The 19,669-nt window shown below is 53.7% G+C and carries 11 protein-coding genes; 7 read left to right on the top strand and 4 right to left on the bottom strand.

Annotated features, from left to right (window positions below; translation table 11 throughout):
- Positions 1 to 14: 14 nt before the first annotated feature.
- Entirely contained in the window at positions 15 to 1,124 is a 1,110-nt protein-coding gene (gene malK, locus DXU84_RS13355) for a maltose/maltodextrin ABC transporter ATP-binding protein MalK (protein WP_013573874.1), read from the bottom strand.
- 366 nt (positions 1,125 to 1,490) lie between these two features.
- Here malK and malE point away from each other — a divergent pair, with 366 nt between their 5' ends.
- The 3 genes from malE to malG all read left to right on the top strand — a co-directional run bounded on the left by malE (position 1,491) and on the right by malG (position 5,210).
- Positions 1,491 to 2,690 (top strand): maltose/maltodextrin ABC transporter substrate-binding protein MalE, encoded by a 1,200-nt coding sequence (malE, locus tag DXU84_RS13350; protein WP_013573873.1) that lies wholly within the window; start codon positions 1,491 to 1,493, stop codon positions 2,688 to 2,690.
- Between the two features lie 71 nt (positions 2,691 to 2,761).
- Positions 2,762 to 4,306 (top strand): maltose ABC transporter permease MalF, encoded by a 1,545-nt coding sequence (malF, locus tag DXU84_RS13345; RefSeq protein ID WP_013573872.1) that lies wholly within the window; start codon positions 2,762 to 2,764, stop codon positions 4,304 to 4,306.
- Between the two features lie 13 nt (positions 4,307 to 4,319).
- Positions 4,320 to 5,210, top strand: coding sequence for a maltose ABC transporter permease MalG (gene malG, locus DXU84_RS13340; protein ID WP_013573871.1), 891 nt, complete (start codon positions 4,320 to 4,322; stop codon positions 5,208 to 5,210).
- Between the two features lie 268 nt (positions 5,211 to 5,478).
- On the opposite strand, the gene malQ is transcribed toward malG, so the two are convergent.
- Positions 5,479 to 7,569 carry a 4-alpha-glucanotransferase gene (malQ, locus tag DXU84_RS13335; RefSeq protein WP_013573869.1) on the bottom strand — a complete coding sequence of 697 codons (2,091 nt, stop codon included), beginning with the start codon at positions 7,567 to 7,569 and terminating at the stop codon, positions 5,479 to 5,481.
- 9 nt (positions 7,570 to 7,578) lie between these two features.
- Entirely contained in the window at positions 7,579 to 9,981 is a 2,403-nt protein-coding gene (gene malP, locus DXU84_RS13330; RefSeq protein WP_112197553.1) for a maltodextrin phosphorylase, read from the bottom strand.
- Between the two features lie 321 nt (positions 9,982 to 10,302).
- Between malP and malT the strand changes: the two genes are divergently transcribed.
- The 4 genes from malT to pdeR all read left to right on the top strand — a co-directional run bounded on the left by malT (position 10,303) and on the right by pdeR (position 18,545).
- Complete coding sequence (gene malT, locus DXU84_RS13325) at positions 10,303 to 13,029, top strand: HTH-type transcriptional regulator MalT (protein ID WP_112197552.1); 2,727 nt, start codon at positions 10,303 to 10,305, stop codon at positions 13,027 to 13,029.
- 252 nt (positions 13,030 to 13,281) lie between these two features.
- Positions 13,282 to 13,566, top strand: a complete 285-nt coding sequence (locus tag DXU84_RS13320; RefSeq protein WP_013573866.1) for a YjcB family protein — start codon at positions 13,282 to 13,284, stop codon at positions 13,564 to 13,566.
- A gap of 380 nt (positions 13,567 to 13,946) precedes the next feature.
- On the top strand, positions 13,947 to 16,244 hold the full coding sequence (bglX, locus tag DXU84_RS13315; RefSeq protein WP_013573865.1) for a beta-glucosidase BglX: 2,298 nt from the start codon (positions 13,947 to 13,949) through the stop codon (positions 16,242 to 16,244).
- Between the two features lie 282 nt (positions 16,245 to 16,526).
- Complete coding sequence (pdeR, locus tag DXU84_RS13310) at positions 16,527 to 18,545, top strand: cyclic di-GMP phosphodiesterase (RefSeq protein WP_119261176.1); 2,019 nt, start codon at positions 16,527 to 16,529, stop codon at positions 18,543 to 18,545.
- A gap of 29 nt (positions 18,546 to 18,574) precedes the next feature.
- On the opposite strand, the gene DXU84_RS13305 is transcribed toward pdeR, so the two are convergent.
- Positions 18,575 to 19,441 (bottom strand): crotonase/enoyl-CoA hydratase family protein, encoded by an 867-nt coding sequence (locus DXU84_RS13305; RefSeq protein ID WP_013573863.1) that lies wholly within the window; start codon positions 19,439 to 19,441, stop codon positions 18,575 to 18,577.
- Between the last annotated feature and the right edge of the window lie 228 nt (positions 19,442 to 19,669).

Here is a 19,669-nt window from a genome sequence, read left to right as displayed (position 1 = left end):
GGGATCGCGTGCTTTCAAACACCAGGTTCGGGGTGTAACCGGCGACATGCCGTTCCGTCTTCGCGGAACAGATGGCAGCGGTGTGGCGGCAAACCGATGGCGAATGTTGCACCTTCTTCTACCAGCACCACGTCGTTCTGGCGGTACACCAGGTTCTGACGAATTGCCGGAATTTGGATGTGGATCTGTGTTTCGTTACCCAGTTGCTCGACGACCTGCACTTCGCCGGAAAGCGTCACTTCAGCGACGTCGCTTGGCAGAAGATGTTCAGGGCGGATACCCAGTGACAGGTTGCTGCCGACTTTCACGTCGGTCCCTTCCACCGGCAGCCAGACTTGCTGGCGGTTCGGCAATTCGACCTGTACGCGCGCAGGCTCAGCAGCGGTGACTTTCACCGGCAGGAAATTCATTTTGGGTGAGCCGATAAAACCGGCGACAAAGCGGTTGGCAGGATAGTGATACAACTCGAGCGGCTTACCGACCTGCGCGATATGCCCGGCATCGAGCACCACGATTTTGTCGGCCAGCGTCATCGCTTCGACCTGATCGTGGGTCACGTAAATCATGGTGCGTTTCAGGCGCTTATGCAGGCGTGAAATCTCAATACGCATCTGCACACGCAGCGCAGCATCTAAGTTAGAAAGCGGTTCATCGAGCAGAAAAACCGTCGGCTCGGCAACCAGCGTACGCCCAATCGCCACGCGCTGACGTTGTCCGCCGGAAAGCGCTTTCGGGCGTCTGTCCAGCAAATGCGCCAGTTGCAACACTTCGGAAACCTGATTCACCCGCTGATTGATCTCGGCTTTTTTCGCCCCCGCCAGCTTCAGGCCGAAGGACATGTTTTCTGCCACAGACAGATGCGGATAAAGCGCATAAGACTGGAACACCATGCCGATGCCACGATCGGCGGGCGGCACTTCATTCATGCGTTTATCGCCAATCTTCAATTCACCGGACGTGATGTCTTCCAGGCCTGCAATCATGCGCAGCAGAGTGGATTTACCACAGCCGGACGGCCCGACGAACACCACAAACTCGCCTTCTTCTATTTCCAGGTTGATGTCGCTGGAAATCACGGTGTCGCCAAAGGCTTTGTACACGCTGTTAAGGGAAACGCTCGCCATCCTGAACTCCTGTACTTGCTGCCAGCGAGAAAACTCAATGCAACGAAGAGTGAAGGATTAGCCGGTAACCGTAATCATCCGTAACAAAGTTTTTCATGGGGGAGGAGCAGGGAGGATGACGATTCACCGCAACCGGATGAAAGTTCACAGCAAAAATCAAATTCGTGATCTGAATGGCAAAAAACGAACCATATTTTTGAGTGATGAACCACATAACGCCTGAGAGTGTCGGTGGGATCACATTCTGAGAGGTGGGGGCGTAGAGGGGGGGATGATGAAGCTGTGACAGGTTAAATCCACACTGGCGTCGTACCCTGTCTTTTCCGTCTCAGACGATAAAAAAACCGACTACAAAAGGATTGGATTATGACCCTCAGCATTAAAAAGATTGTTAAACACACACTGGCACTCTCGGCGCTGGCTACGCTGGTGTTGTCATCTTCCGCGTTCGCCAAAATAGAAGAAGGAAAGCTGGTCATCTGGATCAACGGTGACAAGGGCTATAACGGCCTGGCGGAAGTCGGTAAGAAATTTGAAAAAGACACCGGCATTAAAGTCACGGTAGAACATCCGGACAAGCTGGAAGAAAAATACCCGCAAGTGGCAGCCACAGGCGGCGGCCCTGACATCATCTTCTGGGCGCATGACCGTTTTGGCGGCTACGCACAATCCGGTCTGCTGGCTGAAATCAGCCCGGACCAGACCTTCAAAGACAAACTGTTCCCGTTCACCTGGGATGCGGTCACCTTCAACGGCAAGCTGATCGGCTATCCGGTCGCGGTTGAAGCGCTGTCACTGATTTACAATAAAGACATCATTAAAGAAGCGCCAAAAACCTGGGAAGAAATCCCGGCGCTGGACAAAGAGCTGCGCGCCACAGGCAAGAGCGCCATCATGTGGAACCTGCAGGAACCGTACTTCACCTGGCCAATCATCGCCGCTGACGGCGGTTATGCGTTCAAGTATGAAAACGGCAAATACAACATCAAAGACACCGGCGTGAATAACGCAGGTTCACAGGCTGGCCTGCAATTCATCATCGATCTGGTGAAAAACAAACACATCAACGCCGACACCGATTACTCCATCGCTGAAGCCGCCTTTAACAAAGGCCAGACCGCAATGACTATCGACGGTCCGTGGGCGTGGTCAAACCTCGACAAGAGCAAAATCAACTACGGCGTGACGTTGCTGCCAACGTTCCACGGCAAGCCGTCTAAACCGTTCGTCGGCGTGCTGACAGCCGGTATCAACGCCGCCAGCCCGAACAAAGAACTGGCGAAAGAGTTCCTGGAAAACTACCTGATCACCGACGACGGTCTGGCCGTCGTGAATAAGGACAAACCGCTGGGTGCCGTGGCGCTGAAGTCTTATCAGGAGAAACTGGAAAAAGACCCGCGCATTGCTGCCACCATGGCGAACTCGAAGAACGGTGAAATCATGCCAAACATCCCGCAGATGAGCGCCTTCTGGTACGCAGAACGCAGCGCCATCATCAACGCGGTGAATGGCCGTCAGACCGTTCCGCAAGCACTGAAAGATGTAGAAACCCGCATTACCAAATAATGCCTGCGTTTTAGCTCAATGAACGGTACGGAGCCAACCTGCTCCGTACCGCCACTACAAGGATTGTCCCTATGCCAGTAGCCAAAAAAAGGCCGTTCAGCAATGCGCTTAAGTGGCTGATCATCGCCCTGCTCGCCTGCTTTACCGGTTATCTGATCGTGCTGATGTATGCGCAGGGTGAATACCTCTTTGCCGTTCTAACCCTGATCCTCTCCGGTGTCGGCTTATACATTTATGGCAACCGCCGCGCGTATTCGTGGCGCTACGTGTACCCCGGTCTGGCCGGGATGTCGTTATTTGTGTTGTTTCCGCTGATCTGCACCATCGCGATTGCCTTCACTAACTACAGCAGCACCAATCAGCTGACCTTTGAACGTGCGCAGTCCGTTCTCATGGGACGTGAATTCCAGGGCGGCAAGGTGCTGAATTTCGCACTCTTCCCTGCGGGCGATAGATGGCAGCTGGCACTGACGTCGGCGGATAACAGCGAGACGCTGGTTTCCCCGCCTTTTGCTTTCAACGCTTCCGCGCCGCAAACGCTGGACATGCTGCCGCAAACCGCGCCATCGGCTGAAAAAGCCGGGTTGCGGGTAGTGACACAAAACCGTCTGGCCCTCGGTCAGATCTCAGCGAAATTACCCGACGGCGAAACGCTGCGCATGAGTTCCCTGCGCCAGTTCTCCGGCACTCAGCCGCTGTACAAACTCGGTGAAGATAAGAAGCAGCTGACCAATGTGCAAACCGGCACGATTTACCGCCCGAACATGGACACCGGCTTCTATCAGGCAGTGAACGCTCAGGGCGAATGGCAGGCAGAAAAACTCAGCCCCGGCTTTACCGTCGGCATCGGCTGGGGCAACTTCCTTCGCGTGTTACATGACGAAGGGATCCAGAAACCGTTCCTGTCGATTTTCGTCTGGACCGTTGTATTCGCCCTGCTGACCGTGGTGCTCACCGTGGCTGTCGGTATGGTGCTGGCCTGCGTGGTGCAGTGGGAAGAACTGAAAGGGAAAGCGGCGTACCGCATCCTGCTGATCCTGCCCTACGCCGTGCCTGCGTTTATTTCGATTCTTATTTTCAAAGGGTTATTCAACCAGAGTTTTGGTGAGATCAACCTGATGCTCAGCGCGCTGTTTGGCATCAAACCGGCATGGTTCAGCGATCCATGGACGGCCAAAAGCATGATCATCATCGTCAACACCTGGCTCGGTTATCCGTACATGATGATCCTGTGCATGGGCCTGCTGAAAGCGATCCCGGACGATCTTTACGAAGCATCCGCTATGGACGGCGCGACGCCGATGCAGAACTTCTTCCGCATCACGCTGCCGCTTTTGATCAAACCGCTGACGCCACTGATGATCGCCAGCTTCGCGTTTAACTTTAATAACTTCGTGCTGATCCAGTTGCTGACCAACGGCGGGCCGGACATGCTCGGCACCACCACGCCAGCGGGTCATACCGATTTGCTGGTCAGCTACACCTATCGCATCGCCTTTGAAGGCGGCGGCGGGCAGGACTTCGGGCTGGCGGCAGCGATTGCCACGCTAATCTTCCTGCTGGTGGGAGCGCTGGCTGTCGTGAACCTGAAAGCATCACGTATGAAATTCGACTGAGGAGAAACAAACAATGCCTATGGTTAAACCGAAGTCGCAGAAAGTCAGATTGCTGGTCACACACCTGCTGTTGCTGTGCTTTCTGGCGCTGATCCTGTTCCCGTTGCTGATGGTGTTCGCCATCTCGCTGCGTCCGGGTAACTTCGCCACCGGCAGCCTGATCCCGGATCAGGTCTCGTGGGATCACTGGAAACTGGCGCTCGGCATTGCCGTCAACAACAGCGACGGCAGCGTTACGCCACCGCCGTTCCCGGTGATGCTGTGGCTGTGGAATTCGATCAAGATCGCCGTGATCACCGCCGTCGGCATCGTCGCGCTTTCCACCACCTGCGCCTATGCCTTTGCCCGCATGAAATTCCGCGGTAAAAGTTCGCTGCTTAAAGGGATGCTGATTTTTCAGATGTTCCCGGCGGTGCTGTCGCTGGTGGCGCTATACGCCCTGTTCGACCGTCTCGGCATGTACGTGCCGTTCCTCGGGCTGAACACCCACGGCGGCGTGATTTTCGCCTATATGGGCGGCATCGCCCTGCACGTCTGGACGATCAAAGGCTATTTCGAAACCATCGACGGTTCGCTGGAAGAAGCCGCTGCGCTGGACGGCGCCAGCCCGTGGCAGGCATTCCGTCTGGTTCTGCTGCCGCTGTCTGTGCCAATTCTGGCAGTGGTGTTCATTCTGTCGTTCATCGCGGCCATCACCGAAGTGCCGGTGGCGTCGTTACTGCTGCGTGACGTCAACAGCTACACCCTGGCGGTCGGTATGCAGCAATATCTTAACCCGCAAAATTACCTGTGGGGTGATTTCGCGGCGGCAGCCATATTGTCGGCTATCCCGATTACGGCGGTGTTCCTGATTGCTCAACGCTGGCTGGTCGGCGGCTTAACGGCAGGCGGTGTGAAAGGTTAACTGTAAGGCTAATGCGCTTTGTAATACTTGATCAATTCCCTGTGTCTTGGGCGGCTGAATAAGCCGCCTTTTTTTATGCATGGAGGGATCGGGAATAACCAAATAGTCGGTGCAAAGGTATCAGCGAGCTCACAAGAGGCAATGGACTGTATAGCGATCACCAGACCCCCTTAGGATTCATATACAGGCCATCCGATCCCAACGGTTGCCCATAAAAAAGGGGTCCTGCCCTAAGGCAGAACCCCTTTTCACTTCCTTCCTTTCAGCTTCAGCTCACCGATACTTTCCGGCGGCGTTTATCGAGGTCTTTAATCAGCTTATTCACCTGCTCGTCGGCAAACATCTCTTCGAGCGTATGGGAGAGCTTACGGCGCCAGTTCGGATATTCATCGCTGGTACCGGGCACGTTAACCGGTGCGCCCATGTCCAGCCAGTCTTCCGGTTGCAGGCCGAGCAAGGCACAGGCACTGTCAGCAACGTAACGTTGCAGACCACGGTTGAGTATTGGCGTCATTTCCATCAGTGCGGCTTTATGCCCGGTTTTCTTCGGGATGCAGCCGTAATGATGCAGACCATCAAGCAACCCCTGACGTGCGCGGGCGCGGTCGGCGTACAGCTCCTGTAAAACAGCCTCGTCGCGGTACAAACCGAGGGATTTTCCCAGCGCCAGATCGTCGCTTTGCCAGTAGCCGCGCAGCGTCGGCAGGTCGTGCGTGGTAATCGTGGCCATCGCCTGAACCGGATAGGACTGCGGCGCGCGGAAGTTGTTTTCCTCGTCGCGCTCGAAATACAGCACTTTGTAGGAATACACGCCGCTTTCGCGCAGTTTGCTGACGATCTCGACCGGTACGGTGCCCAGATCTTCGCCGATCACCATGCAACGGTGACGCTGGCTTTCCAGGGCTAAAATGGCCAGCAGATCATCCACCGGATATTGCACGTACGCACCTTTATCCGCCGTTTCACCCGCCGGGATCCACCACAGGCGCAGTAACGCCATCACATGATCGATGCGCAACGCGCCGCAACTCGTCATGTTGGAACGCAGAAGATCGATAAAAGGCTGATAGCCGCGCCTCACCATCACATGCGGATCCATCGGGCGCAGATCCCAGTTCTGACCGAGCGGGCCGAGAATATCCGGCGGTGCACCCACTGAAGCTTTCAGGCAATACAGTTCGCCGTCGCCCCAGGTTTCGGATCCGCCTGCCACCACGCCGACCGCCAGATCACGGTAAAGCCCCATCGGCATCTCGTGCCGCTGGCTGGTGTGATAACACTGCGTAAACTGGGTTTCCGCCAGCCATTGCAGCCACAGGTAAAACTCCACGTCCTGCGCATGTTGTTCGCAGAACGCCCGCACGGCCGGGCCACGGGCATCATGATATTTTTCAGGCCAGCGGTTCCAGCCAAGTGCCACATCACTTTCTTTCGCCAGATGCTCGTAAAGCGCATCAAACGCAGCCTGCAGATACAGGCTTTCACCGCCCTGTTTGACGAAGTTGCGCAGGGATTTCACCTGCGGATCCTGCGCCTTACGTCCCTGAAAATGCGCGTAAGCCAGCCGTAATCCTTCTAATTTCAGCGGCATAACGCTGGCGTAATCCACCCAGTCATTGGCGCGCACCGCCTGCAAACGTTGCTGCGTCAGCGGCTGATGCCACCACTGTTGCGCCGCATCGCTCTGCCGGAAATCATCTACCGCGCCGACGTCGATATAAATCACGTTTAGCCAGCGGCGGGATGACGGACTGTAAGGGCTGGCGGCCACCGGATTCGCCGGATACAGCGCGTGGATCGGATTGAGCCCGACAAACGCGCCGCCGCGTTCGGCGACGTTTTTCAGCATCAGATTGAGATCGCCAAAATCACCGATGCCCCAGTTATTTTCCGAGCGCAATGTATAAAGCTGCACGCAGGCGCCCCACAGTTTTTTACCGGCCAGCAGCGCATCCGGTTCGTAACAGCGTTTCGGCGCGACAATGACCCGGCACTCCCACTGTTGCGCATCCTGCGTCAACGTCAGCTGGTGATAACCGGCAGGAATTTTACCCGGGAGTGCCAGCGTCATTTTGCCGCTGATCCGCCCCTTTTGGGTCACGCCGCTTTCCAGTTTCAGAGTCCAGGCATATTCGCCTTCACCGCCGACCGGCAATGCCAGACGGCTGCCGGTGACAAACACTTTGACCGACGGCACCGGCGTGGCAACCGGGCGGCGGCTGCCCGCCACCCAGCCCATCGCCGATAACAGTTCACGCTTGGTCTCGGAAGCGATTGCCTGTTGTTTGCCGTGCGCATTAATAAAACCAGAAGCAATCCCCGCCTCCCTGGCGGCCTGCTCCAGTGCTTTGTTCTCCATGCGGGCTCCTTATCGCTTCGCCTGCCAGATCCGTTGCTGATAATCGCGGATCGAGCGGTCGGAACTGAACATCCCTACGCGGGCCGTGTTGAGGATAGTTTTACGGGTCCACTCGTCCTGGTCGCGATACAACGCGTCGACTTTTTGCTGTGCCGCGCAGTAATCGGCAAAGTCAGCCAGCACCAGATACGGGTCGCCGCCGCCCAGCAAACTGTCGAGCATCAGGCTGAAGGCCTGTTTGTCGCCATTGCTGAAGAAGCCGTTTTCCAGTTCTTTGAGGATCTTATCCAGGTGCTTGTCTTTCTTGCGAATTTTAAGCGGATCGTAGCCCTTCGCCTGCAAGGCTTTGACCTGATCAACGGTGTTACCAAAGATGAAGATATTGTCTTCCCCGACCTCTTCAGCAATCTCAACGTTCGCGCCGTCGAGTGTGCCGACGGTCAGCGCGCCGTTCAGCGCCAGTTTCATGTTGCCGGTGCCGGAAGCTTCTTTACCGGCGGTAGAAATTTGCTCGGAAACATCAGCCGCCGGGATCATCAGTTCAGCCACGGACACGCGGTAATCCGGAATAAACACCACTTTGATGCGGTCACGCACCAGCGGATCGTTATTCACTTTTTCCGCGACTTTGTTGATGGCATAGATGATGTTTTTCGCCAGGTAATAACCCGGTGCCGCTTTCGCGCCGAACAGGAACACACGCGGCACCAGGTCCATTTCCGGGTTATCGCGCAACTGACGGTACAACGACAAAATGTGCAGCAGATTCAGATGCTGGCGTTTGTATTCATGCAGACGTTTGATCTGTACGTCGAAAATGGCATCAGGGTTGAGGGTCAGCCCCATCACCTGTTTCACGTAATGCGCCAGTTTGATTTTGTTCTCACGCTTAATGGCCTGATAACGCTGACGGAATTTTTTATTATCCGCAGAACTTTCCAGCCCTTTCAGCGCGTCCAGGTCATTCACCCATTCGGTTTTCAGGGTGTCATCAATCAGCGATGACAGCGCCGGGTTACACTGTTTCAGCCAGCGGCGCGGTGTGATGCCGTTGGTCACGTTGTGGAATTTATTCGGCCATAACAGGTGATATTCCGGGAACAGGTCTTTGACCACCAGTTCGGAATGCAACGCCGCCACGCCGTTCACCGCAAAACCACTGACCACGCACAGATTTGCCATCCGCACTTGTTTGTTCTGATGGACAGACAGTTTTTCCCAGACGGCTTTGTCACCCGGCCACTGTTTTTCGACCACTTTTTTGAAGCGGGCGTTGATGGCTTTGATCAGCGAGAAATGGCGCGGCAGCAGGCTGCGCACCAGTTTTTCATCCCAGCACTCCAGCGCTTCCGGCATCAGCGTGTGGTTGGTGTACGCGAACGTCTGGCGGGTGATCGCCCAGGCGGCGTCCCATTCAAGCTGGTGTTCGTCGAGCAAAATACGCAACAGCTCAGGAATGGCAATGGTCGGGTGCGTGTCATTGAGCTGGATGACTTCAAATTTCGGTAAATCCTCAATTTTACGGCCAAGGAAGTGATGGCGGCGCAGGATATCGGCCACCGAGCAGGCGCACTGGAAATACTGCTGCATCAGGCGCAGGCGTTTACCAGCGTCGTGATTGTCATTCGGATACAGCACTTTGGTGAGTTTGGCCGCATCAATGCCTTTTTGCTCGGCTTTAAGAAATTCACCGTCATTGAACAGCGTCAGATCGAACGGATGCACGTCAGTGGCCTGCCACAGACGCAGCGGCTGGGTAACGCCATTTTTGTACCCGACCACCGGCAGATCCCAGGCTTCACCGCGCAGGGTAAACGCCGGATGCCACTGTTCAGCGCCCTTTTCGTTTTTTGTCAGTTTGCCACCAAACGCCACATCGACGGACAGTGAGCTGTTGTGGCTGAACCACGGATAGCATTCGCGATGCCAGTTATCCGGCGCTTCCTGTTGTTTGCCTTCGCTGAACGACTGGCGGAAAAGACCGTACTGATAGTTCAGACCGTAGCCGGTGGCCGGTTGCCCGACGGTCGCCATGGAATCGAGGAAACAGGCAGCCAGACGGCCTAATCCGCCATTGCCCAGCGCCGGATCGGTTTCCTGCTCCAGTACGTCGGCCAGCTCGACACCCTGCTCTTTCAGCGCCTGACTGACCGTGTCGTACCAGCCGAGATTGATCAGATTATTCGCGGTCAGGCGCCCGATCAGGAATTCCATCGAAATATAGTTAACGTGCCGTTGCGGCTGTTTCGCCGCCGCCGGTGCCGGTTGCGCGCTCAGTTGTTCAGATAATGCGGCACTGGTGGCCTGCCACCACTGGTGCGGTGTCATATCCTGTGCCTGCTGCAAACCGAACCCTTGCCACTGGCGTTTCAGCGCGGCTAAAAACTGCGTCTTATCTAAAGTCACCTGCATCACATGCCTCTTTATCCGGAAATTTGTAGGGAAAGTCTGGTGTTGATTATCACTATGCTGACGCGTATGTCGGTGAGCGGCATCCTCCCGTAAAAGATTAGGCAGGGAGGAGAAACGGGGCGTAGCCGGAGGAGACGGAGGTTCAGGGCAGATGCCTGAAAATTTGTATTAAGAAGTGTGATGCAGAGCAACTTAACGGCATGTAAAAACGTAACATTCTTGCAATCAATGTTTCAAAGGAGGACTTTAGAAAAAGTGATTAATTACACGCTGTGAAATAAATAACGCCCCTCTGTCCTTCTGTCAAAAGAATCGAAAAAAATGCTGATCCCTTCAAAATTGAGCCGCCCGGTGCGGCAGCAAAATACAGTGGTTCGGGAACGTCTGCTGACGAAGCTCTCGACTGCGCCAAATTATCGTCTGACCCTGGTCGCCAGTCCGGCGGGTTATGGGAAAACGACGCTGGTGGCGCACTGGGCTGCAGGTAAAAGCGATCTGGGCTGGTATTCTCTTGATGAAAGCGACAATCAGCCGGAGCGCTTTGCCAGCTATCTGATTGCTGCTGTACAGCAGGCCTGCGGCGGGCATTGCATCAAAAGCGAAGCGCTGAGTCTCAAGCATCAGTACGCCAGTTTACCTGCGCTGTTTGCCCAGCTTTTTGTGGAGCTTTCCGACTGGCACAGCCCGCTGCTGCTGGTGATCGACGATTACCATCTGATTTCTAATGACGCCATTCATGAAGGGATGCGTTTTTTCCTGCGCCATCAGCCGGAAAACCTGTCACTGGTGGTGCTTTCACGCACCCTGCCACCGCTGGGCATCGCCAATATGCGTGTGCGGGATCAACTGCTGGAACTCAACGCCACGCATCTGGCCTTTACGCATCCGGAAACACAGCAATTTTTCGACAACCGGCTGAAAGACCCGATTGATCAGGCAGACAGCAGCCGGCTGTGCGACGAAGTCGCGGGCTGGGCCACCGCCTTGCAACTGATTGCGTTATCGGCGCGGCAGTCTTCTCACCCTTCACAGCATTCGACGCAGCAGTCCGCACGCAAACTGGCCGGGCTGAATGCCAGCCATCTTTCTGAATATCTGGTGGATGAAGTGCTGGATCGCGTTGATGCCCCGACGCGTGATTTTCTCCTGCGCTGCTCGCTGTTGCGCTCAATGAACGATGCGCTGATTGTGCGCCTGACCGGCAGCGAAAATGGTCAGCAACGGCTGGAAGAACTGGAACGTCAGGGATTATTCATCAACCGTATGGATGACAGCGGCGAATGGTTTAACTTCCACCCGCTGTTTGCCACATTCCTGCGTCAGCGTTGTCAGTGGGAACTGGCATCTGAGCTGCCTGCCATTCATCGCGCTGCCGCCGAAGGCTGGCTAGCACAAGGTTTTCCGGCCGAAGCCATTCATCATGCGCTGGGTGCCGAAGACACCAATCTGCTGCGCGATATTCTGCTGCAACATGCCTGGGCCCTGTTTAATCAAAGCGAGCTGGCGTTGCTGGAAGAATGTCTTGCCGCTCTGCCTTATGACCGGCTGATTCAGAATCCTAAACTGGTGTTGTTGCAGGCATGGCTCGCACAAAGTCAGCACCGTTATGCTGAAGTCGAGGTGTTGCTGGCCCGCGCTGAAAGCGAAATGAAACAGCATAATATTGTGATGGAACAGGCACTGGCGGCCGAGTTTGATGCCCTGCGGGCACAGGTGGCTATCAACGACGGACGTCAGGATGAGGCGGAAAAACTGGCCACTGAGGCGCTGCGCTATCTGCCTTATGAAAGCTATTACAGCCGCATTGTGGCCACGTCCGTGACCGGTGAAATCCAGCACTGCAAAGGGGATCTCACCCGCGCACTGCCGCTGATGCAGCAGACCGAGCAAATCGCCCGCCGTTATGAAGCCTATCACTACGCCTTATGGGCGCTGCTGCAACAGAGTGAAATTCTGATTGCTCAGGGCTTTTTGCAGGCCGCGTTTGAGATGCAGGATCGCGCTTTTGAACTGGTGCGCGAACAGCATCTTGAACAGTTGCCGATGCACGAATTTTTATTGCGTTTACGTTCCCAGCTGCTGTGGTCATGGTCGCGGCTCGATGATGCAGAAGAAGCTGCGCGTGAAGGGCTTAATGTGCTGAGCAATTTCCAGCCACAACAGCAGTTGCAATGCCTGGCAATGCTGGCGAAATGTTCGCTGGCACGCGGTCAGCTCGACAACGCCCATCACCATTTACAGCGCTGTGAAGCGTTGCTGAAAACCGGTCAGTATCACATTGACTGGCTGACCAATACCGATAAGCCGCGGGTGATTTACTGGCAGATGATTGGCGATAAAAACGCTGCACGCCAGTGGCTGCAACAGGCGCGTAAACCGGACATGGCAGATAACCATTTCCAGCAAGGCCAGTGGCGAAATATTGCCCGCGTACAGATTTTGCTGGAACAGTTTGATGAAGCTGAAGTGGTGCTCGATGAACTGAATCAGAATGCCCGGCAGCTGCGCCTGACCAGCGATCTGAACCGCAATTTGCTGCTGAGTAACTTACTTTACTGGCAAACCGGGCGCAAAAGTGACGCCCAAAAAGCATTGATCGAAGCGCTGGCGCTGGCGAACCGTACCGGTTTTGTCAGTCATTTTGTCATCGAAGGGGAAATGATGGCGCAACAACTGCGCCAGTTGATCCAGCTTAATCTGCTACCGGAACTGGAACAGCGCCGCGCCCAGCAGATTTTGCGCGAAATTAACCAGCATCACCGTCATAAGTTTGCGCATTTCGACGAAGGCTTTGTGAACAAACTGCTGACCCATCCGCAAGTGCCGGAGCTAATCCGTACCAGTCCGCTGACGCAGCGCGAGTGGCAGGTTCTGGGGCTGATTTACTCCGGCTACAGTAATGACCAGATTGCCGGTGAGCTGGACGTTGCATCAACGACCATCAAAACGCATATCCGTAATCTGTATCAGAAGCTGGGGGTTGCGCACCGGCAGGAAGCGGTGCAGCAGGCTCAGCACCTGTTACAAGTGATGGGTTACGGCGCGTAATTATCTCTTCAAAATACATCACGATTTCTCCGCTTTTCATAACACATCGTCAAAATAAGTTGATGTGTTATGCCTATTTTTTATTAGCGAACATTTTTTACTCAAAAATAAAATCCAGTGATATAATGTGACCGTCGTCACATAATTGTAATTCACCATTTCTTCTGTAAAGCCCATTGCCCGCCCGTCGTAGCAGCCTTCCGGCTGATTTTGGCTTCGTGCAAGTGGCTGTAGTAAGTAAGGATTTTATAGATGGGTACATTAACTGCCGGGATTTTAATGATGCGCTGGGAATTGCTGAGCGCTTTTTTGATGTTCTGCACCAGTCAGCTTAATATTGTTTGTCGCCAGTCCAGCCGCAATACCATGGCATTCGTTTGCAGTGGTATCGGCCTCACCGTGACCTGTTTCTTTGTCATGAGCCTGATGGGCATGAGCTACAACGCCGTTGCCGTCGCGCAATTCTGGGCAAACACCAAAGACGTTTTCTTTGATGTCATGAGCAAAACCCCGACCGATATGTCTTACTACTATTAATCCGATTTCCTTAGCGGATATTCCAGATTATTAAAGGGCAGAACCGCATGTTCTGCCCTTTTTGTTATCCCGCGCTTTCCCCCCGTGTTACTTCTGATGATTATTTGTTCAGCCGGATGTCATGTAATCCTAAATATAAAAATTTGCGTGACGCATCGAATGTCTTTTTGTATCTATCATTCTGATTACCTGTAAATTGCGGGATGTACCGAAAGGTAAAAAGATATTGTGCTGGCGTCTAAACTATTCATTGCTAATAGTTGAAGGGACGTATTAGATTCTCACTCTATACTTTTCTTAGAATGATCATTGCTTTGTTTGCTTCAGGCTGCTGAATTTTCTCTGATTTGGCTCCCCTGCTTATGGTTGAAGGAATTCCGATGAATACGCATCACATGCTTGGCGCGTTAGTGTTACTGGTAAGTTCTGCTTCTTCTCTCGCCGTTGAAACAACGGGCATTCCTCAGGATCAGGTGAAAGAGCGCAACGCGTTCATTGCCGATTTGATGAAAAAAATGACCCTTGATGAAAAAATCGGTCAGCTGAATCTGGTCACTGTGGGGCCTGAGTACCAAAAAGAAGCCATCATGGCTGACATCCGCGCCGGTAAAGTCGGTGGCGTGTTTAACACGGTAACTAAGCCCGATATCCGCCGTATGCAGGATCAGGTGCAGTACAGCCGCCTGAAAATTCCTCCGTTTTATGCCTATGACGTGGTGCATGGGCAGCGCACGATTTTCCCTATCAGCCTCGGTCTGGCGGCGAGCTGGGATATGCAGGCGGTGGCGACCAGCGCACGTATTTCAGCCCAGGAAACGGCAGCCGATGGCCTGAACATGACGTTCTCACCGATGGTCGATATCACCCGTGATCCGCGCTGGGGCCGTGTTTCTGAAGGTTTCGGCGAAGATACCTATCTGACCTCGCGCCTCGCGCATGAAATGGTTACCGGTTATCAGGGCAAAGATCCGTCTGCCCCTGACGCCGTCATGGCAAACGTCAAACACTATGCGTTGTACGGTGCTGTCGAAGGCGGCCGCGAATACAACACTGTGGACATGAGCCTGACCCGCATGTTCAACGATTACATGCCACCTTATAAAGCGGCAGTCGATGCGGGTGCCGGCGGTGTGATGGTGGCACTGAACAGCGTTAACGGTATTCCTGCCACCTCGAATACCTGGCTGCTGAAAGATATTCTGCGCGATGACTGGCAGTTCAAGGGCCTGACTGTCAGCGACCACGGCGCCATTGGCGGGCTGGTCAAACATGGCGTAGCCGAAGACGATCGTCAGGCGGCCGCGATGGCGCTGAAAGCCGGTGTCGATATGGACATGGCTGACAATATGTACGGTAAGTACCTGAAAGGGTTACTTGCCGACGGCATGGTGAGCCAGAAAGACATTGACCGCGCCGTTCGCGATGTTCTGGCCGCGAAATGGGATATGGGGCTGTTTGTTGATGAATATCGTCATTTAGGCCCGCAGTCGAGCGATCCGGCTGACACCAACGCCGAAAGCCGTCTGCATCGCCAGGAGGCGCGCGAAGTGGCACGGACCTCGCTGGTGCTGTTGAAAAATAACAATCAAACGTTACCGTTAAACAAAAAAGGTACGATTGCCGTCGTTGGCGCGCTGGCTGACAGCAAGCGTGATGTGATGGGCAGTTGGTCGGCAGCCGGTAAGGCAGCGCAGGCAGTCACTGTGTTGCAGGGGATGAAAGATGTGCTCGGTGATAAAGGCACTATCCTCTATGCCCGCGGTGCCAACGTCACCAACGATCAGGCTCTGGTCGATTTCCTGAACTCTTACGAGAAACAGGTGATCAACGATCCACGCAAACCGCAGGATATGATCGACGAAGCGGTGAAAACAGCAGAAAAAGCTGACGTTGTGGTCGCCGTAGTCGGCGAAGCACAAGGCATGGCGCACGAAGCGTCCAGCCGTTCCGAAATTAACATTCCGCAAAGCCAGCGTGACCTGCTCAAGGCATTGAAAGCCACCGGTAAACCGCTGGTTGTCGTGTTAATGAATGGCCGTCCGCTGACCCTGTCGTGGGAAAACGAAATTTCTGATGCCATGCTGGAAACCTGGTTCAGCGGCACCGAAGGCGGACATGCGATTGCCGACGTTCTGTTTGGAGACTACAATCCATCAGGCAAACTGCCGATGACCTTCCCACGCTCAGTCGGGCAAATTCCTTTGTACAATAGCGTGCTCAATACCGGCCGTCCGTTTAATCCTCAGCATCCAGATAAATACACCACCCGTTATTTTGATATCACCAACGGCCCGCTGTTCCCGTTCGGTTATGGCCTGAGCTACACCAGCTTCGGTGTGTCTGACGTGAGTTTGTCATCCACCACGATGGATGCCGGACACCCGCTCACCGCCAGCGTGACGGTGAAAAACACCGGCAAAGTCAGCGGTGCGACGATCGTCCAGATGTACCTGCAGGATGTCACGGCATCGATCAGTCGTCCGGTTAAAGAGTTGAAGAATTTTGAGAAAATCAACCTGCAGCCGGGCGAAGAGAAAGTTGTTACCTTTACGATCAGCGAAAAAGATTTACGCTTCTACAACGATAAATTGAAATGGGCTTCAGAGCCTGGAAAGTTCAATGTATTCGTGGGGTTAGATTCTCAGGATGTGAAACAAACCAGTTTCCTGCTGAAATAACTTTCCGGGCCTGACATCAGGCCCGGAAGAGAATCAAAAACCTTCTCTCTCAGGCGGTATTCCGGTAACGGAGACCGCCTGTTCTGAGCAGTAATTTCTGTCCGGTAACTGGATATATAACTGGCAGTGGCTAACCTTAAATTCAATGTGTTACGCCATTCCGCCCCTGTCCGTTTTTTTACGGAACGTGGCGAATGTGCTGAACAGAGTAAGCTCCGTCTGTGCTGACTGTCGCCCGTCGCCACACTGGCGGCGTATAGCGTTCTTTGCGGAGAAACATTCATGGTCGACTCTCAAGATGCTTCCCTCCTGTACCTGCACTTTGGTACACCACGCCCATATTGGCGACTGGGTTCAGACAGCAATGCCCTGGAGTTATCCGCAGAGAAAGGCGTCGTCAATATTGCTATCTCTCTGACGCAGTGGCAGGCAGGGAAAATAAGGCAACTCACCGGGATCACCTCGAGTTTTACCCTGGATATCACGCTATTCGGATCCCCTGCGCGTTTGTATCTTGTCGGGCGAAAAATCGACAGTAAAGCCTGGGCCGGTACGGCATCCGCCTATCAGGACACTGAGTCTGTCGCCCATGACCTGGAAGTCGGTCTGACCTTTGCTGAGCAGGTGGTTTCTGAAGCCAACTCCGTGATCGTGATTATCGATCAGGAAGGCAAAATCCATCGTTTTAACCGTCTGAGCGAGGAATATACCGGCCTGCGCGAAGAAGATGTTATCGGACGCAGCGCCTATGACCTTTTTATGTCGATGGAAGAAGGCCTGGCCTCACGTCAGAATATCAATGGTTTTTTCCAGCATCAGCAATCTTATGAAGTGGAACGCTGGATCAACACCGTCAAAGGCCAGCGCCTGTTCCTGTTTCGCAATAAATTCGTCCACAGCGGCAGCGGCAAACAGCAAAAATATCTGATTTGCTCCGGCTCTGACATCACTGACGAACGCAAGGCGCAGGAGCGTTTGCGCGTGCTGGCAAATACTGATCTGGTCACCGGTTTCGCTAACCGTAATGCCTTGCAGGAGTCCCTTGCCCGAGCACTTATCGAGCGTGGTGAAAACAACGTCGGGCTGATTTATCTGGATCTGGATAACTTCAAAAAAGTTAACGACGCCTACGGACATATGTTTGGTGATCACCTGCTGCGCGCGGTGTCTGATGCCATTCAGGATTGCCTGTCGCCCAACGATAAACTGGCGCGGCTCGGCGGGGATGAATTCATTATTCTCAGCACGCATGCTGAAATAAAAGCGCTGGAAGCGCTGAGTCAGCGCGTTTTGCGCAGGCTCAGTTTGCCATTCCGCATCGGGCTGATTGAAGTGTATACCGGCTGTTCAGCCGGTATCGCGATTTGCCCGGAACACGGTACCGACGGCGATATACTGTTGCAAAACGCCGATACTGCCATGTATGCAGCCAAGGAAAAGGGCAAAAATGTACACTGTGTTTTCTCACCAGAGATGAATGAGAAAGCCTCTGAATACATGTGGTTAGATACACATTTACGCAAAGCCTTGTCTGAGAAAGATCAGCTGGTCTTACACTATCAGCCGAAAGTATCGCTTTACGGTACCGTGCAAAGCGTGGAGGCACTGCTGCGCTGGAATTCTCCGGAACGCGGTCTGATCCAACCTCAGAGCTTTATTCCCTATGCCGAAGAATCCGGTCTCATCACGCCAGTCGGTAAATGGGTGATCGAAACCGCCACCCGTCAGGCGACGGAATGGCAGAAAAAAGGGCTGAATTTGCGGGTGGCGGTAAACCTCTCCGGACGACAGCTTAACAATAGTTCATTCATCACGACGTTGTCGGATGCCATGAAAAATGCCGGCATGAAAGGCTGCCTGCTGGATTTCGAACTGACAGAAAGTTGCCTGGTGGAAGACGAAGGTGCAGCGATCACCATGATTAACCAGTTGCATAAACTGGGCGCACAGGTACATCTGGATGATTTCGGCACCGGTTATTCTTCACTGTCACAACTGGCGAGAATCCCCCTCGACTGCATCAAGCTGGATCAAAGCTTTATTCGTGGAATCAATGATAATCCGGTGTCTCAGGCACTGGTACGGGCGATTGTGGCGGTGGCCAAAACGCTGCAACTGACAGTGGTCGCGGAAGGTGTGGAAACGGCGGAAGAAGAGAAGCTGATTGACGAAATCGGTGTGGACAGCAAACAGGGATTTTTATATGCCAAGCCAATGCCAGCAAATGAACTGGAGCACTGGCTTGAGGAAAAAATGATTGCTTCACCCAATGTTTTTAAACATAAAGCAAAACAGAAATAGCGCCAGTGACGGGCTGCTTCTGCCTGCTGCTAGCCGGTTTTACGCAATGACGCCGTATGCCGGTTTTGCAGCATGACCAGACGCTCCATATAACTCAGGTCTTTCTCCTCCAGCGTAAACGCTGCATCCACCCAATCCTCCGTAATATCCATCAGTTCTGAACGTGATAATTGCAGCACACGCTGACGTGCGCGGATCATCGCCCGGATGCCGTTGAGCTTTGGTCGCAAAACATCCATGAACGTTCGCGTGGCGGTGAATGCTTCCCCCGGCTGGAATAACACGTCCACCAGCCCGCGGCTTTCAAACCATTCGGCGGTATGCGACTCCCCGGTGGAAATCAGTTCCTCCGCCAGCTTCATCCCCGCTTTGCGTGATACCAGCGAATAACCGCCCATTCCCGGGAAAAGGTTAAATGCGATTTCAGGGAACCCCATCCGGGCGGTGTTCTGCGCCAGCACGTAATGGTGTGCCAGTGCGGCTTCAAAGCCGCCGCCCAGTGCCGTGCCTTCTATCATCGATAAACTGATCGCGCCTACGTCAAAACCACGCGCGGCAGCGTGAACGCAATCCACGCAGGCTCTGGCGTAAGCACGTAACGCTTCGCGTTTATTATTGACGATGGAATCAACAAAGAAGCTCAGATCACCGCCGACATTATACATATTGGGCACCAAAGAGCCGGTGACCCAAAAATCAAAACGCAGACCGGATGCCTTCGCGGCATACATCAGCGTCATAATGTCTTCGATAAGCTCCTGATTAAAACAGGGACGTGGATAAGACCTGAGCATCATCCACATGACGTTACGACCCTCTTCATAATAGGCTGCAATCTGGGACAAATGCCCGGCTTCGGTGAACGGGCGGCAGGCTGTATGGTCAATAAGATTCATAGTATATATCCAGGTTAGAATTGAATTTTTAGGGTGAAGCAACCCCAGCCTAGTCCAGCTCTAACCCGAACTGAATCGATTCGATATGGTTTTCTAAAAATAATCCTAACGACCACAATCTCTGAAAAAAATGTTAAAAATAAACAACCTGCAATAAGACCATTGTGTGTAAAAACAAAGAAATAGGTATTTCATCTGCTATCTTGTGCTGTTTTCCGGCGACAAAAG

The organism is Rahnella sp. RcJ3 (assembly GCF_009498575.1).
GTDB classification, from domain to species: Bacteria; Pseudomonadota; Gammaproteobacteria; order Enterobacterales; family Enterobacteriaceae; genus Rahnella; species Rahnella aceris.
The sequence above is the reverse complement of the archived record's forward strand: the minus strand, read 5'-3'. Positions and strand labels throughout refer to the sequence as shown.

Bases quoted from the DNA above. Each gene is read 5' to 3' on its own strand.
- malK (WP_013573874.1), bottom strand. From the start codon at position 1,124: ATGGCGAGCGTTTCCCTTAACAGCGTGTACAAAGCCTTTGGCGACACC.
- malE (WP_013573873.1), top strand. From the start codon at position 1,491: ATGACCCTCAGCATTAAAAAGATTGTTAAACACACACTGGCACTCTCG.
- malF (WP_013573872.1), top strand. From the start codon at position 2,762: ATGCCAGTAGCCAAAAAAAGGCCGTTCAGCAATGCGCTTAAGTGGCTG.
- malG (WP_013573871.1), top strand. From the start codon at position 4,320: ATGCCTATGGTTAAACCGAAGTCGCAGAAAGTCAGATTGCTGGTCACA.
- malQ (WP_013573869.1), bottom strand. From the start codon at position 7,569: ATGGAGAACAAAGCACTGGAGCAGGCCGCCAGGGAGGCGGGGATTGCT.
- malP (WP_112197553.1), bottom strand. From the start codon at position 9,981: ATGCAGGTGACTTTAGATAAGACGCAGTTTTTAGCCGCGCTGAAACGC.
- malT (WP_112197552.1), top strand. From the start codon at position 10,303: ATGCTGATCCCTTCAAAATTGAGCCGCCCGGTGCGGCAGCAAAATACA.
- DXU84_RS13320 (WP_013573866.1), top strand. From the start codon at position 13,282: ATGGGTACATTAACTGCCGGGATTTTAATGATGCGCTGGGAATTGCTG.
- bglX (WP_013573865.1), top strand. From the start codon at position 13,947: ATGAATACGCATCACATGCTTGGCGCGTTAGTGTTACTGGTAAGTTCT.
- pdeR (WP_119261176.1), top strand. From the start codon at position 16,527: ATGGTCGACTCTCAAGATGCTTCCCTCCTGTACCTGCACTTTGGTACA.
- DXU84_RS13305 (WP_013573863.1), bottom strand. From the start codon at position 19,441: ATGAATCTTATTGACCATACAGCCTGCCGCCCGTTCACCGAAGCCGGG.